General features: G+C 37.2%; 19 protein-coding genes and 1 riboswitch. Of the genes, 4 read left to right on the forward strand and 15 right to left on the reverse strand.

All coding sequences use genetic code 11. The features are described 5' to 3' along the window. Window positions 1–52: 52 nt before the first annotated feature. Entirely contained in the window at window positions 53–436 is a 384-nt protein-coding gene (locus ACB088_RS09465; protein WP_375036780.1) for a winged helix-turn-helix transcriptional regulator, read from the reverse strand. Between the two features lie 93 nt (window positions 437–529). Between ACB088_RS09465 and ACB088_RS09470 the strand changes: the two genes are divergently transcribed. After that, a complete protein-coding gene (locus tag ACB088_RS09470; RefSeq protein WP_375036781.1) occupies window positions 530–1,066 on the forward strand; it encodes an NAD(P)H-dependent oxidoreductase in 537 nt (178 codons plus the stop codon). 39 nt (window positions 1,067–1,105) lie between these two features. On the opposite strand, the gene uca is transcribed toward ACB088_RS09470, so the two are convergent. The 4 genes from uca to ACB088_RS09490 all read right to left on the reverse strand — a co-directional run bounded on the left by uca (window position 1,106) and on the right by ACB088_RS09490 (window position 7,493). Next, window positions 1,106–4,711 (reverse strand): urea carboxylase, encoded by a 3,606-nt coding sequence (gene uca, locus ACB088_RS09475; protein WP_375036782.1) that lies wholly within the window; start codon window positions 4,709–4,711, stop codon window positions 1,106–1,108. Between the two features lie 2 nt (window positions 4,712–4,713). Then, window positions 4,714–5,367 (reverse strand): urea amidolyase associated protein UAAP2, encoded by a 654-nt coding sequence (locus tag ACB088_RS09480; protein WP_005041686.1) that lies wholly within the window; start codon window positions 5,365–5,367, stop codon window positions 4,714–4,716. 15 nt (window positions 5,368–5,382) lie between these two features. Then, window positions 5,383–6,123, reverse strand: a complete 741-nt coding sequence (locus ACB088_RS09485; RefSeq protein WP_375036783.1) for an urea amidolyase associated protein UAAP1 — start codon at window positions 6,121–6,123, stop codon at window positions 5,383–5,385. A 28-nt stretch (window positions 6,124–6,151) separates the two neighbouring features. Further along, window positions 6,152–6,247, reverse strand: a riboswitch (guanidine-I (ykkC/yxkD leader). Window positions 6,248–6,542: 295 nt separating this feature from the next. Next, on the reverse strand, window positions 6,543–7,493 hold the full coding sequence (locus ACB088_RS09490) for a 3-hydroxyacyl-CoA dehydrogenase NAD-binding domain-containing protein (RefSeq protein WP_375036784.1): 951 nt from the start codon (window positions 7,491–7,493) through the stop codon (window positions 6,543–6,545). Window positions 7,494–7,697: 204 nt separating this feature from the next. On the opposite strand from ACB088_RS09490, the gene yddG reads away from it, so the two are divergent. After that, a complete protein-coding gene (gene yddG, locus ACB088_RS09495) occupies window positions 7,698–8,624 on the forward strand; it encodes an aromatic amino acid DMT transporter YddG (RefSeq protein ID WP_375036785.1) in 927 nt (308 codons plus the stop codon). Between the two features lie 32 nt (window positions 8,625–8,656). Here the strand turns inward: yddG and ACB088_RS09500 are convergent, their stop codons facing one another. Then, window positions 8,657–9,730, reverse strand: coding sequence for an alpha/beta hydrolase (locus ACB088_RS09500; protein WP_375036786.1), 1,074 nt, complete (start codon window positions 9,728–9,730; stop codon window positions 8,657–8,659). Window positions 9,731–9,958: 228 nt separating this feature from the next. Between ACB088_RS09500 and ACB088_RS09505 the strand changes: the two genes are divergently transcribed. Further along, complete coding sequence (locus ACB088_RS09505; RefSeq protein WP_209733243.1) at window positions 9,959–10,390, forward strand: SRPBCC family protein; 432 nt, start codon at window positions 9,959–9,961, stop codon at window positions 10,388–10,390. 360 nt (window positions 10,391–10,750) lie between these two features. Beyond that, window positions 10,751–10,984: a hypothetical protein gene (locus tag ACB088_RS09510; protein ID WP_005047819.1), complete on the forward strand. Its 234-nt coding sequence runs from the start codon at window positions 10,751–10,753 to the stop codon at window positions 10,982–10,984. Between the two features lie 53 nt (window positions 10,985–11,037). Here the strand turns inward: ACB088_RS09510 and ACB088_RS09515 are convergent, their stop codons facing one another. The 9 genes from ACB088_RS09515 to ACB088_RS09555 form a co-directional block, all read right to left on the reverse strand. Further along, window positions 11,038–11,592 (reverse strand): TetR/AcrR family transcriptional regulator, encoded by a 555-nt coding sequence (locus tag ACB088_RS09515; RefSeq protein ID WP_375036787.1) that lies wholly within the window; start codon window positions 11,590–11,592, stop codon window positions 11,038–11,040. A 637-nt stretch (window positions 11,593–12,229) separates the two neighbouring features. Continuing rightward, window positions 12,230–12,814 (reverse strand): FAD-binding oxidoreductase, encoded by a 585-nt coding sequence (locus tag ACB088_RS09520; RefSeq protein WP_375036788.1) that lies wholly within the window; start codon window positions 12,812–12,814, stop codon window positions 12,230–12,232. Between the two features lie 183 nt (window positions 12,815–12,997). After that, entirely contained in the window at window positions 12,998–13,378 is a 381-nt protein-coding gene (locus ACB088_RS09525; RefSeq protein WP_375036789.1) for a hypothetical protein, read from the reverse strand. Between the two features lie 104 nt (window positions 13,379–13,482). After that, a complete protein-coding gene (locus ACB088_RS09530) occupies window positions 13,483–13,638 on the reverse strand; it encodes a hypothetical protein (RefSeq protein WP_375036790.1) in 156 nt (51 codons plus the stop codon). Between the two features lie 50 nt (window positions 13,639–13,688). Beyond that, window positions 13,689–14,063 (reverse strand): hypothetical protein, encoded by a 375-nt coding sequence (locus ACB088_RS09535; RefSeq protein WP_151745310.1) that lies wholly within the window; start codon window positions 14,061–14,063, stop codon window positions 13,689–13,691. Window positions 14,064–14,181: 118 nt separating this feature from the next. Next, a complete protein-coding gene (locus ACB088_RS09540; RefSeq protein WP_375036791.1) occupies window positions 14,182–14,538 on the reverse strand; it encodes a hypothetical protein in 357 nt (118 codons plus the stop codon). Window positions 14,539–14,550: 12 nt separating this feature from the next. After that, window positions 14,551–14,754: a hypothetical protein gene (locus ACB088_RS09545; protein WP_151745334.1), complete on the reverse strand. Its 204-nt coding sequence runs from the start codon at window positions 14,752–14,754 to the stop codon at window positions 14,551–14,553. Window positions 14,755–14,788: 34 nt separating this feature from the next. After that, entirely contained in the window at window positions 14,789–15,112 is a 324-nt protein-coding gene (locus ACB088_RS09550) for a hypothetical protein (RefSeq protein ID WP_375036792.1), read from the reverse strand. A gap of 78 nt (window positions 15,113–15,190) precedes the next feature. Next, complete coding sequence (locus ACB088_RS09555; RefSeq protein WP_375036793.1) at window positions 15,191–15,490, reverse strand: hypothetical protein; 300 nt, start codon at window positions 15,488–15,490, stop codon at window positions 15,191–15,193. Between the last annotated feature and the right edge of the window lie 23 nt (window positions 15,491–15,513).

The raw sequence follows: 15,513 nt of genomic DNA on the forward strand, positions 1-15,513 counted from the left end.
GGATGGGGCTTTTTTATGTGAACAATAAAACCAATCTTCTATATTAATTAAATCACAATAAATTAAGTTTTAATTTTGACTCTTCAGATAGATTAATCAAACTATGCGCCCATACATATAAAGAATCTAAAACTGGTCTAAAAGTCTTTCCAAACTCTGTCATTTCATAGACAACTTTGATCGGTGCTTTTTCACCATAAACAGTTCGAGATATTAAGCCACTCTGTTCTAATTGCTTGAGTTGAAGACTTAATGTCATTTCAGTAATTGTAGGAATGAGTTGCTTGATTTCATTAAAGCGTTTCGGCTTATCTTTTAAATAATACAAAATCACGCATTTCCATTTTCCACCAACTAAGTCCATAGCCATACTGATATGACATGGATAAGTTTTTCCATTTACCGTGACTTCACATGTATTTTCAGTATTTGCCATTTTTAAACGCTACCTATCAACTTTGATAGTTATTGTACGCCAATACTATAAAAATTATAGTGGCTATTATTTTTATAGTTTAAAGGCACTCTCATGGCTTTACTTATTTTGGCTCATCCCTACTACGCTCAATCAATTGCAAATAAAACGATAGTGAATGAACTTTTAAAAACCTATCCAGACCTCGAAGTACGAGATATTTTCCAGCTCTATCCGGACTATCAAATTGATATCAGCGCTGAACAAGAAGCCTTGTTACGCCACGACACGATCATTCTGCAATATCCAATGTTCTGGTTTAATATGCCGGCAATTTTGAAATTATGGTTTGATGAAGTTTTTACTTACCAGTTTGCTTACGGCTCTCAGGGCGACAAATTAAAAGACAAAAAAGTCATTATTAGTATGACGGTCGGCCAAACAGAAGCCAACATGGTGAACGACCGAGAAAACTTAATCGATAGCTTTTTAAAAGCGGTTCAATATTCAATTCAATATACGCAAATGCAGTTAAGCGCCACTTACTTGCTTTATGACGTTTCGCCTTTATCAGGCAATGCAGAGTCTGAAATTAAATTAAAAGCTGTTGAACATGGTCATAAAGTATTAAAGCATTTGACCGAAGTATAAGATAAAAAGAGAGCATCAATATCGATGCTCTCTTTTGGTTTAAGCGACAGGCACCAAGGTAAATAGCACTTGTCCCGTTTTTACAGTTTGCCCTTTTTCAATGGTAATGGTTTCTACCTTCATCCGTTCAGGCGCAATAATCGGGATTTCAATTTTCATTGCCTCAATCACCGCAAGAGTTGCACCTTCTTCAACAATATCTCCCGATGCACATTCGATTTTCCAGATTGACCCCGGCATATGCGATTCAACTGCACAGCCCCCTTCAGGAATAACTACGGTTTCACCTTCATCAACAGCATCTAGGCTTTCAGAGATATATTCTTGTAAACCTGCTTCATGCCAACGACGACGCTCAGCCTCAAAGTTAGCTTGCTGTGTGTCTTTAAAGGCTTGAATACTGTCTTGATGTGTTTTTAAAAACTCGTTGTACTCTTTTAAGTTGAGCACGCCATCTTCAATGCGAAGTTGTAGACGGCCTGCCTTAAAGTCTTCACGCATTTGCAGAAGTTCTGTTTCAGAGACTTCATAAAACTTAACTTGGTCAAAAAAGCGTAATAACCACGGTTTGCCATCTTCGAAGTCGGCATTTTTACGGTAGCGGCTCCACATTTGGGTGGTACGGCCAACAAACTGGTAGCCACCCGGCCCTTCCATGCCGTATACACACATATAAGCACCACCAATACCCACGGCATTTTCAGGTGTCCAAGTTCGTGCTGGATTATATTTTGTAGTGACTAAACGTTGGCGTGGGTCGAGTGGTGTCGCAACTGGCGCGCCCAAATACACATCGCCTAAACCCATCACCAAATAGTTTGCGCTATAGACCACATCTTTAACCGCTTGCTTGGAAGCCAAGCCATTAATACGGCGAATAAACTCGACGTTATCTGGGCACCACGGCGCATCTGGCCGAACAATTTGCGTATAGCGCTCGGTTGCGAGTTGAGTTTGTGAATCTTCCCAAGCCAAAGGCAAATAGACAGTCCGTGAAGGCACTTGCATATTTTGAATGTCGGGTAACTCGGCTTCTGCTTGTTGAAGTTTCTGTAGAAGCTCTAGTTGATCGAGCTGGATTGAATCAAAATGAATTTGTAGTGAACGAATACCCGGTGTTAGGTCAATAATGCCCTGAATGTTTTGATCTTTGACCCATTGCATGAGTGCGTGAATACGGAAGCGTAAATTTAGATCGAGTACTAACTCGCCATATTCCACCAACAAATAGCTATTTCCAGCTGATCGATAGGTCACGCTTGGTAACTCAGCTTCACCCTCTAAAGTGGCTAAAACGGCATCTTTTAAAGTGTCAGGTTCTGCTTGAATGGTTGGGTTGAAATCAATGCTAGTTGTATCAGTCGCGATTAAACTTTGATGATATTTTTGGTCCAGTGCTTTCGCTTGCGCATAACTTACAGGCACAAATTTGACTTTATCGCCTGCTTTAAGTTGCCCGATTTTCCAAAGCTCGGAATGAATGACTACCGCGGGACATACAAAACCACCTAAGCTCGGACCATCGGGGCCAAGAATAATTGGCATATCTCCAGTGAAATCAATTGCCCCAATGGCATAAGCATTGTCATGAATATTGGATGGGTGTAAGCCTGCCTCGCCCCCATCTTCACGCGCCCATTCAGGTTTTGGCCCAATTAAACGAATGCCTGTACGGCTTGAGTTATAGTGAATTTCAAACTCATTGGCAAAGAAGGTATCAATATCTTGTTTTGTAAAAAAGTCTGGCGCGCCATGTGGGCCATACATCACTGCAATTTCCCAGTTTTGGGTAAAGCTAGGAATTTGCGCGTGAGTTAAAGCTGTGGTCAATTGAGTGGAATATTCAGTAATCGGCAACATATCGCCAATTAATAAATTACGTCCCGCATGCCCACCAAACTGACCCAAAGTAAAAGTCGCCTGTGACCCTAAATAGTCAGGAACATCGAAACCACCTTTAACGCCTATATAGCTACGGCAACCTGAGCGAATAAGTCCACATTTTAAAATCTGGCCTTTTTTAACATTGATGGTTTGCCACATCGGCACCTGTTCGCCATCAAGTTGCGAAGGCATATCACCGCCTGTAATCACGATTTGGCTGTGGCAGTGAAATTTTAAGGTTGGACCTTGCAAAGTACATTCAAGCCCTGCGGTATTTGATTCATTGGCTAACAGTTGGTTTGCCACAGTTAAACTGAGTGGGTCGATCGCACCCGATGGCGGTACGCCGACATCCCAATACCCTAATCGGCCTGTTACATCCTGAATGGCGGTTTGAATACCAGACTGCAACACCTCAATTTTTTGAGTTTTCCATTCAAAAGTATTTAAAAATCGGGTGGTTTGAGTACCTAAAGCAAACACATCGCAAGCAATAATGTTTTGTAAATATTCCAGATTGGTTTCGATACCTGCGACTTGTGTATTTGCAAGACTAGCACTCATTGCCTGTATGGCTTGATCTCGTGTTACAGCAGTCACAATGATTTTGGCAATCATCGGGTCATAAAAAGACGACACTGTTGAACCTGTTTCTACCCATGTTTCAACACGTGCTTTCGGGTCAAATTTCACATGAGTGAGTAAACCCGCACTCGGCTGGAACTGTTTAATTGGGTCTTCCGCATAAAGACGAACTTGAATCGAATGTCCTGTTGGCTCTAACTGTTCAGTCGGTGCTGACCAGTCACCACTTGCCAAAGTGACCATCCACTCGACTAAATCGACACCAAACACTTGCTCGGTCACGCCGTGCTCAACTTGCAAACGTGTGTTGACCTCTAAGAAGTAAAATTCTTGAGTTTCAGTGTCCATGACAAACTCAACTGTGCCTGCCGAGCGGTAATTCACCGACTGCATGAGTTGAATAGCAACTTTTTGAAGGTAGTCGCGTTGCTGTTCATTTAAGTGTGGCGCAGGTGTTTCTTCAATCACTTTCTGATTACGACGTTGTACCGAACAATCACGTTCACCCAACGCTAAAACTTGCCCTTGTCCATCACCAAAAATTTGAACTTCGATGTGGCGTGCATGCTGTACAAATTTTTCTAAGTACAAACCAGCATCTTTAAAATTGACCTGCGCTAAATAAGACACAGTTTGATAGGCATCTTTTAATTCGGTTTCATTCCAAACCAGACGCATGCCAATACCACCACCACCCGCGGTACTTTTCAGCATGACCGGATAACCAATACGGGCCGCTTCAGTTAAGGCTTCAGCTTCATCTGCAAGGAGTGAACTACCCGGAAGTAAAGGCACGTTGCTTTTAATAGCCAGCTCACGTGCAGTATGCTTTAAACCAAAATCGAGCATTTGGCTTGAAGTTGGCCCAATAAAAGCAATGCCTTGGCTTTCACACAAATCACAAAACTCGGCATTTTCAGACAAAAAACCATAACCGGGATGAATGGCTTCTGCACCCGACTGTTTTGCAACTTCAAGGATTTTTTCAATATTTAAATAGCTTTGATGGGCAGGTGCAGCGCCAATTAAAAAGGCTTCATCGGCTAAGGTCACATGTAGAGAATCACGGTCGGCTTCTGAGTAAACTGCAACCGAAGCAATACCGAGTTTTTTAAGGGTACGAATTACGCGACAGGCAATTGCACCACGGTTAGCAATCAGAACTTTTTTAAACATGCTTACACCCCCTCCGCTTCACGGACAACCAATTGAATTTTGGTTGGGTTATAGGCATTACATGGGTTATTGAGCTGCGGACAATTTGAAATTAAAACAATTAAATCCATTTCTGCCCGAACTTCTACATATTTACCCGGCGCTGAAATACCATCATCAAATTTAAGCTGCCCGTCTGGTGTAACAGGCACATTCATAAAAAAGTTAATGTTTGGACCGATATGACGGACATTTAAGCCATGCTTTTTTGCAATTGGGTGTTTTGCCAAGGCATACATAAAATTATTACGGCAACTATGCATTGGGTAAGTTTCATGTGCATAGCGAACTGTATTACTTTCACATGAACAAGCACCACCAATGGTGTCATGACGGCCACAGTTATCATCATGAATAACCGCAATTGGGCGGCCAAAGTTACTATAGAGCTTAGTGCCCTTTTCTAAATAAATGTGTTGGTTGATGGCCAAAGTATCCATTGCACTATAACGCTCAGTTGGGTTTTCGGCACTCATAAACAAAGTATCGACCGCTTGGTTTCCCTCAAGATCAATAATTCGAAAATATTGGCCCTTTTTAACCTCACACATCCACGCTTCGCCCGCAGGACAAACTTCATTTAAAACTGCTTTTTCAAATGATTGTAAAACTGTCATGATGCTTCTCCTGATTTAAATATTGCTAAGTGCGTAGTAGCGGGCTGTGTTTTGAAACGCACGCTGATTTTGCGAACATGCATCACGACAAATATCGCTGTCTGTTAGTGAATTGGCTTTAAATAAACTGAGTTGAATATCGGCAGGTTGATAAATTTGAGTGGTATCTAAACCATGCGGTGCAGCAGATAAAAATAGCAGGCAGTCCATTTCAAAACGTAGTTCAATGGTTTGATCGGTGTTGTCAGAACTGACATATGACAAAGCACCGCTTTCATCTGGCACAACTTTAGAAAACAGGTTAACGGCGGCACTTAAGTCTTGGCTTGCGAGACCATATTTGCACATTTCAATGAGTAGACTGTCCAAACCGTTTTGGTACATATCATTGCGGGCATCTTGAAATGTACGCGTTCCAAATTGCTTTTCAATTTGTTCTGGTCGGCTTGGCCCACAGAGTGCATCGTTCCAACCATGCTCATCATGAACAATTGAAGCCATGACACGACCAAGGTCTGAATAGAGTACATTGGAAGCTTTTAAATAGGCAGTATGTTGCCCTTTTAAACTGTCGGGCGTGTTAAAACGTTCAAGCACATCTGCTGCATTTACACAGAACAAAGAAACGTTTGCTTGCGCGCCAAGTGATTTAAACCTAAGAATAGTTCCCTTTTGAATACGGCCCGACCAGTGATGTCCACCGGGTAAAAGTTCGGTCCAAATCGCCTGATTGTTATGATAATTTGCAGTGTTCATAGCTACTCCTGTCGGATAGTTTTAGACTTCCTCCCGGGCTTTTATCCCTCCGTGTAGTTCGCTAGGAACCGTGAACTCTCGGTCCAGTCATACATGAAGTATCGGAACCCTAGATCACTTTTGATTGTTTATGACTATGCAAAGGACATGCCAGCTTAGTATTACGTTTTTGATTAAAAGTAATACTAAACTTGGGCAATTTGAGTGCGGTTTAAAATAAAAAGTAAAAAGCTGCACTAAAAACTGTGCATTTCATAGCAGCAATACCGCATTGACACCGCAGTAATTGTCTCTAGAGAGATTTAAGTAATAATTAATGAATACACAATAATTTCAGCTAGCAATGTTTTTCTTATTGATCTAACAAAAAGCCAATCATCTCTACAGTAAAATGATTGGCTCTGTCCTAAAGATTAGGCTTAATCTAACTCGAGCTGCTGTCTGAGCTTTAAGATATCCACCAATCCTTTATCTCTGGTTTGGTATAAATCGATATCTTCATATTGTGTTAACAACTGGTTGGTTTGTGCTTCCAATAACTCTTTTGTCTCGTCTGAATGTTGAAATGCTTGCATATCATTCCACCATTCTGTCATCGGTGGGCCTAAATGATGGATAGCCTCTTTAAAACCCTTTTGGTTTGCAAGCTGCATATTAATATAGGGGCCAAATAGCGCCCATCTTAAACCCGGCCCACTGGTAATCGCAATGTCAACATCTTCGGCAGAGCACACCCCTTGTTCAACCAGTGAAAAGGCTTCTCGCCATAGCGCAGCCTGCAAACGGTTTGCTACATGCCCTTTGACTTCTTTATTTAAAACGATTGGGTTCTTACCTAATTGTTTATAAAACTCGGAAGCTTGTTGCAAAACTTGTGGAGACGTCAAATTACCACCAACAATCTCAACCAAAGGTAAAAGATGAGGCGGATTAAAAGGATGCCCTAATAAAATACGTTCAGGATGTTGGGCCTCTTTTTGAAAATCAGACACTTTTAAGCCCGACGAACTTGAAGCAATAATGGTATGTTCAGGGCAATATGAGGTGATTTCTTGATATAACTGTTGTTTTAAATCCAGACGTTCAGGGGCATTTTCTTGAATAAAATCAGCTTCTGAAACTGCATCTTTTAAGTGATTAGAAACTTCCAGATTAAGTAATACATCTTGTAGAGAATGGCTATGCTCAGAGTTTCCATCCAAAGCCAATAAATCATTTAAATTTGCATATATTCTTTTTTTAAAAATCGCTTCATCTATAGGATACGGGTCGTAAACCTTAACTTTAAATCCTTTATATAAAAATAAGGCGGTCCAACTTGCTCCAATTACACCTGCACCTACCACACCAACCGTTTTAATAACTTCCATATTTTCCTCGTCACAATGTTATTTTATTCAAAATTTCTTTACCCAATTTTATGCTTAAATAAACATAGCAGATTCAACCAATCAATAAATTTAATTGTTTATATTTTATATAATTTGTCCTATATTCCCTATCTTGAAAATTTATTCCTTTCATTAGTACAACTTAATCTTTTACCATTTTTTAACCGTTATTTACTGAACTTTATGTCAAAAAATCTAGCAACATTGATTGGTCTAAGCGCCATTCTCATGTGGGCATCTATGGTGGGCTTAATGAAACAAGTCAGTGCCGCCATTGGACCTGAGCTAGGTGTTACGCTTATTTATTCTTTAAGTGCTCTACTGTTGCTTACCATTTTCAAAGTTCCAGACTTTAAGCAGATTTCCAAAAAATACTTAATATTGGGTACAGTCCTGTTCGTTGCTTACGAGCTGTGTTTTTCATTTGCGATTGCTTACTCTCAAAGCCCTCAACAAGCAATTGAAGTCAGCATTGTTAACTATCTGTGGCCGAGTTTAACGGTTTTGGCTTTTGTTATTTTTAAAGAATTAAAGTTTAATTTTCTTATTATTCTCGGCTTACTTATTTCAATTTCCGGCATTATTTTTATTCAAACTGGAAGCAGTGATTTTAGTCTAAGTAGCATTGTCGATAATTTTCATAGCAACCCTCTGAGCTATATTTTGGCATTTGTAGGTGCCATTATTTGGGCTTTTTATTGTGTACTCACCAAAAAAATGAGTAATGGGCAAAACCCGATCTCTATTTTCTTTGTTTGTGTCGCCCTAACACTATGGCTCAAGCTGCTTCTCTCTGGGCAATTTGCCATTCCTTCAATGGATATTCCAACTGTAATCACCCTTTTAGTTGCATCCGCTGCAATTGGCTTTGGTTATGCGGCATGGAACATTGGCATCATTCATGGAAACATTACCATGCTTGTGGTTGCCTCTTATTTCACCCCTATTATTTCGTCTATTTTGGCAATGTTTGTTTTACAAATTCAATTGTCCTTAAGCTTTTGGCAAGGAACAGCCATGGTTACGGCTGGTTCCTTTATTTGCTGGATTTCAACCAACTGGTATGTGATTCAACCTTTCTTTAAAAAATTAAGAAATAAAAAACCGTAACGAGCAGAATTAAAACGGGTCACAATTACTCGTTATTTCACTGTAGTGCTGTAAAAGTTGTCAATGGCATCAACCATTTGAGATAAACCCGGCTGCTCTAATGGATAATGCCCTGCATTTTCCAATATTACGGTTTTTACAGGTACCTTCTGAATACGGCTAAGAAATGGTGTACTTAAATCAAGTGGGGTCCAACGGTCTTTTTCCGGTTGAGTTAACAAGACTGGGCACACATCAAACTCTTCAGGCATCACTTCAGGTTTGTAATGTATATATGAGTCTAAAAATGTGAGTGAAACCGAGTTACCAGCCGAGGTTTTATCTTTCATAAAAGCCTTTAAAGCCTCTTTATTATTCACCAAGGTACTCATTTTACTTGTCCAGCTCATTGGAATCCGCATTGAGGCCAGAGGTGTTTTTGCAGTCAAATGCGCAATTGGTGTCCCTACTCGACTCATAAATAAGTTACTTGCTACAGTGTCTGTAACCTTCTGGCTACTTGTGTCAAGAAAGGTCATTCCAACAATTGCTTTCACTTTTTTATTCTTTGCCGCAACGTGATACGTCATCATTCCACCTGCGCTTAAACCATAAAGCACAACCGGACGACTATCTTTTACTAATTCAATATCAATTAAATCACTACCAGCCTGTACCCAATCGTTATAGCTAATAACCTTGCCTTTGCTAACTTGAGTGACACCATAGCCCGGCATATCGACTGCAATTGTTTCATATCCCCGATCAGCCAATGGTTTACCTAAAATCATCGACATTTGTCGACCATTCGTACCCACACCATGAAATAAAATCACTTTAATTTTTGCATTTGGATTTCGATAAGTATCTAAATGGATGTTATTACCATTCCAAGCCCACCATTCTTCTTTTGGTAACTGGTCTTTAGGAATATGAAATTCTTGAGGAAGAAATTGTTCAATTTGTTGCCAAGCAGCTTGATTTTGATAACCCATTGCCGAATCTCCTGATTTTATTTCTTTAGCGGCAGATGCACTTGTGACACAGACTACGAGGCCTATTACACTCAGTTTACTTATTAAATACCGCATAACACCTGCGGGCTTTGTTGGTTGAACAGCATTCATTTTTGTTGTACTCGTTCTTCTCCCAAGAATAGATATTAGGCGTTTAAATTTTAATTACCATGTTAGGTTAAAACAGATGTTTTACTATTTAGGTCAATTGATAAATTCAGGCTCTGATTGCTGAAGTCTCAAAACTCCGACGGATTAGAATTCCCCCATTGCCCAAAGCGTGCTAATATCCAAATTCTGACAATCACCCATGTCAAAATTATTTTTAGAGGGAATAAGATGTTAAAAACTCAAAAAATCAACATCGTACAAGAATTTGACGCACCCGTAGACAAAGTCTTTGCAACCTTGAGTGAGCATGAAAACTTAAGCAAGCTTTTTGCTCCAGCTAAAGTGACTCGCATTAGTAACGGAAAAGACGCTCGTAATGGTGTTGGCTCTGCTCGTAAAATGTCTATTCCATTTACCCCTTCATTTGTTGAAACTAATTTAATCTACAAAGAAAATGAACTCATCGAATATGCGATTACCAGCGGCATTAGCCCAATTAAAGGTCACCGTGGTGTAATGAAGTTTATTGATTTGGGAAACAACCGTACTCGATTGGATTACACCATTAGCTTTAAAGGTCGGGTGCCTTTTATTGGCCCCATCATTAAAGCAGCTTTACAAAATGGCGTAAGCCGTGGACTTAAAAAACTTAAGTTTTAATCGCTAACTTAAAAAGTAAAAGGCCCATCTAGGGCTTTTTATTTGTCCACAAAAACAAAAGCCGACTCGTTAAAGTCAGCTTAATACCACAATGTGAGAAAATTGCTTAAGTAGTTCTTGTTCGTGGCAATCTTCTATCTATTTTCTTTTTCTAACATTAATTTACACCTTGGTTATGACTGTTTGATTAAAAAGAAATCAGAAATACCAAATAAAATGCAAATTAATTCACTCTTAATAAAATAAATGTAATTCAATTAACATTTATTAAAACTGATGTATATCAACTACATCTTTAGAAATTTTCTAAAGTTTAGTATGCTGAAATGACCTACTAACTCATAGAAAATAAGCAATACAATGGAACATCAGAGTTTGTTAAAGGAATTAAATTCGCTTATTGAATATTATTCCAAAAGAACAGATTGTCCACCTACCAGAATTCGTATAGGTTACAGAGCCTATGCAAAACTCATGCAGAATCCAAAATTTGCTGATGAAGTGACAAACTCTGCTTTAGATCCAAACAAGCGTAAATATAAAAAGTTGAAAATCAAAGTCACGAAAGATGACGATCAACTAGAGCTCGAATAAATAAAAAGCCCAATGACGGGCTTTTTACTTTTAGAAAGTGTGTGGATTTAGAGCTAAGAGAGCATTATTAAAAAATAATCTAATAACTTGTCTCGCTCATCTACACTGTTTTTACTTAAAAGTTGAACCATTGCCCCATCAATCACAAACAAGAACATGTGGGCGTCTTTCATTGAAACCGTAGTTTTGACGGTTAAAAGCAGTTTATAAATTTCGTTGATTAGCCAAGTTCTATATTCAATCACCAAGCTATAGGCTTTTGGGTAGAGCTTTTCAATTTCAAAAATTGCTTTAAAGGGCAAATGATAAAAACCATTTAAATCGGCATGTAAAAGGTAAATCTGCTTGAGCTTATCAAGCACCATTTGCTCTTTGTATGAATTAAGAATGGAAAATACTTTTACTTTGAGTGCATCTTTTTGAAAAGTCAGACACATCTCGATCAATCGTTCTTTTGAGTGAAAGTCATTATAGAAAGTAGCTTTGGGAATTTTGGCTTCCGCAATAATTCGGTCAACGCCTACCTTATGAAAGCCATCTTGATTAAATAAATCTTTTGCTGCGTGAAGCACGCGCAGCGCTCTAAATGAAGATTCTAAATTTTTCATGTATACCGCTTAAAATAATTTTTTGTTGTATCTAAAAGAGATAGAAATGCCGTCACTCTTAAAATGAGTGTTAAAAAACAGGCATGGATAAGCAGCACAAAAATGTGCCTTAAGCTATCTCGGGTTTTATTGTTGCTATGATTTTTTAGTCTTAACGATTTAAGCTCGTAGAAAACCTAGATTCGATTAAACCGTTTTAAAGACCAATTAGGCGGTATGGATAGAGAGAGTTTGGCAAAGGCCAATAATTGAGAAAAATTAGTACGCATAGCGGACTCCTTTGGCTATAAAAGAAGTTTCACCGCATTACTGCTAAATAATGGTGGTGAAACGAAAGAGGGTTAGCAGACTGGAGCCAAAGAATCCAGCACACCCGAGGGTGTCCCCCTTCCGTTCCACCGTAAAGGGGGCACACAGGGATTTCCACAAAAAAGTTAGACTTTTTCGTGTACTTTGGCTGATGGTCTGCTAAAACCAACTGGCAATGTAGGCCAGCACGCAAAGGATAGTATTCGCTCTTGTTGGCGTCAAGCGTGTGAAATGACAATCGTATTAAAATAGATCGTTAAAAAGAAAGGATAAATAATTTAGATTTTTTGTTAATTATTTTTTTAACACCATACTTTTGGCTTTCTATCTATCTTAAAATCTTATGTACTCGATCAATTAAATCTTTTTTTAATAATGGATCTAAAAATTGATCTATCCTATCCCAATTCTTTACATACGGCCTCATTACATCACTCATGAAATCTTTTTTCATATAGACCTGCATGTAATATCCATCTATAACCACTCCTACAAACCTACATTTACTATCAAAAAATATATAACCTCCATTTAACATCTGCATAAATGAACGACTTACATAATCAAGTGTTTCTTTTGTAATCGAAGTTTTAGCAATCATAAGAGGAGAAAAATCTTGAAAGATAATATTGTCATTACTACTAAGAGGTATCCAATATAATTTCTCGTGTTTTCCTCCTTTTGTTAAGCATAAATTCTCAAATAATGAAAGATGACAATTTTTATTAGAATAATCAAAAAAATCTAATAACTGAATACCTGTCTTAACCTGACCAATATCGGATTCTAATCCATAATTATTTTTATTCCACTCACTAAACAAACTTAAAAAGCTACTTAACTCATTATCATCCAATAAGCCATAATATTCTTTTAAAGGATCATTATCTTCAACCCACGGCTTATTTTTCATAACGTATCTCCATCACTTTTTGACCATTCGACTTTTGAATCTCAATTATTTTAGGATCAATTGTACTAGGTCTAAAGATAACTTTAGTTCAATCTTGTAGAACGGGTATTTTAAATTATTAAGTATTTTCAATAACTCACACACCAATAGTTAATATTTTATAATAAGATTCTTTTACTGTATTTATCGCAGATTACCATTTTCATCTTCATGATATACACTAATTGGCATACTTATATCGAATTGGTTCAATCTTTTTAATCTATTACTATTTAATATTTCAAAGTTACATTGATCAACATAATACACTTCTATAAATAGATCAAAGCTCCTAATACCATGTTGAAATAATTTTTCATAATTTTCTTCAATAAAGACAATAAAATCTTCCTCATAGTTATTATCAGGATATTCACCCGAAATTCCCTTAGGATGGAAAAATGTTAAACATGAATAATCATCATAATTATAAAATTCATAGATAAAATCAATATTTATGCTATCTATAATTTCTTGGCAATTTAAATTATCACCACCTAATCTAAGACTTAAACGAATTTTCATTTTAAAAACCTTGAAATATCAATCTTAAGCATATTATTTTATTGGTTACCCCTAATAAAAATATCACCTGTTTTTGGATCACGATAGAAATCAAAAGTCTTAGCCTATCTTAACTCTCTTGCATAAGCGGCTGCAATCCCATTTGATACTTCAAAAATTTGATTTTTATAAGATAAAGCATCATCAACACTTTCAAAAAATTTTGGTTTCCGCAAATATTCTGCAGCGATCTCGCTAACACCAGCTCCTATCGCACTCAATCCCGTTTCTGCCTTAAAAAATATAAAAATTCTCTCAGCTATGAGTACTTCTATTCGGCTTCATATCTTTCATCTTTTAATACATAGGGATATACTTGCCCTAACCAAACATGTTTTGCTATATCTTTACCAGTATTATCTTCTTTAGTATTTTGATATTTATCAAAATACTTTTTTAAAATATTCACTACCTTATTAAAAGATTTTTTATCTAAAGTTGAAAAATCAATAGTATCCATAAATTCATAGACGAATGTGATCTCTGGAATAATTTTGGGGAAAGACTTTTCCAATACATCAATAATAGTATCCCCAAAACATAAAGCGTAACTTGAAGCCATACTTTCGCCCATCAGCTTTTCCTTTTCAGGATCTATAAGCGGATTATAATGTGAATTTTTCCCAACAATGATACTACCAGCCATTTCTACCCCCCTTTATTAAAAATAATTAAAAACTTTGCTTGATCCGCTTTAGACACTCAACTCCTTAGAAAAGCTTCACTAATCCATCAACTTTTTACGGCGATAATATTCTATAGTTTTAAGAGTTATGTTCATCTTCATTTTTTGATAATTTGTCTGGCTGCCCGCAATGAGAGCATTGTTTTCTGAAGATAAAACTTAGCCCATTAACAAAAGAACCTAGATCATTCATGAAAAAACCACATTTACACCAAGGGCATATATCGTTAGCTAACAGCTTAAACATCAAAAATAATATGATAGGAATCATGGTTATCGGAAAATAAATAGATAAGTACTTTTCATCTACTCTTGCTAGCATCAATACAACAATAACAACTGATGGAAATACTAATACTGAGAATACAAAGTTTCTACGTAAACGCATTAATCGCAAGTATTTCTGCATTTTCTCATCGACAAATTGCTTTTCCATTTATATTCCCAATTATTTTTTACTTCTAGGATCAGTAGGACCAAATTGGCAGGTATCTTTTTGATGATCCCATGCCCCTCCAGAGTCAGCACATGCATCCTTCTTGGCAGCATTATCAAAGAATTTATTTGCGATAAACTCGATTACACCGAGCAAGAGAACAAACATTAGAAATAGGACAATAAGCCATTTAAGTATTTTTAATATTTTTTTCATTTCAATCGCCAGATACAGGTAGAATAATCTAAATTCAACTTCTTAAAACTTGTTTTTTACTACTTAACCTAAGCAGAAAAAGACCTACCAGAACTCCAATAAAATAGGAGTTATAAAAATACACCCCATTTTCGTCAGAGATAACCCAAGAAAAGAGATTCCCCCATAGTGAGAACAGGAAAACAGAAACTATTGCACAAAGCATCGAAACAATTGAAAGAAAAGGATTAGTTAGAAGGCCTTTAAGGAGTATATAAACTTTATCATATAAAAAGACAAAGACTGCTCTATAGTAGCGCCCAAAAATAGCTCCAGAAAAAGCAGCTAACAAAACGATCATAGGAATGGACTCAACCATTTTATTGCTCCAAATGAGAGAGGACTTAGCTATTTAATACAAATATTAGATTGTCTAAGATCTTTTAATCTGAACAATTTAAATGACATCATACCGAATAGCCCATGCAACCAAAACTAAAATAAACGTAATAAGTGAACTTAAAGATGAAGATATTAATAAAGAAAGAAGTGCTAAGTGATTAGGTCCATGTATAGTAAAAAATTGTGCATTGGTCCAATCTTTAGGAAATAAAATTACTAAAATAAATAGAGTGATAATAAAAAATGATAAAAACCATATTGGCGCTAAATAGCGAAGCTTCCACCCTGCTTTAACTACAAAATAGCCAATTCCATATAAGAATATAAAAAAAATAGCGAAACCTAACATAGACATAACACCCTCTTTAAGATTATTTT

The organism is Acinetobacter sp. RW6, assembly GCF_041956835.1.
Classification (GTDB): domain Bacteria; phylum Pseudomonadota; class Gammaproteobacteria; order Pseudomonadales; family Moraxellaceae; genus Acinetobacter; species Acinetobacter calcoaceticus.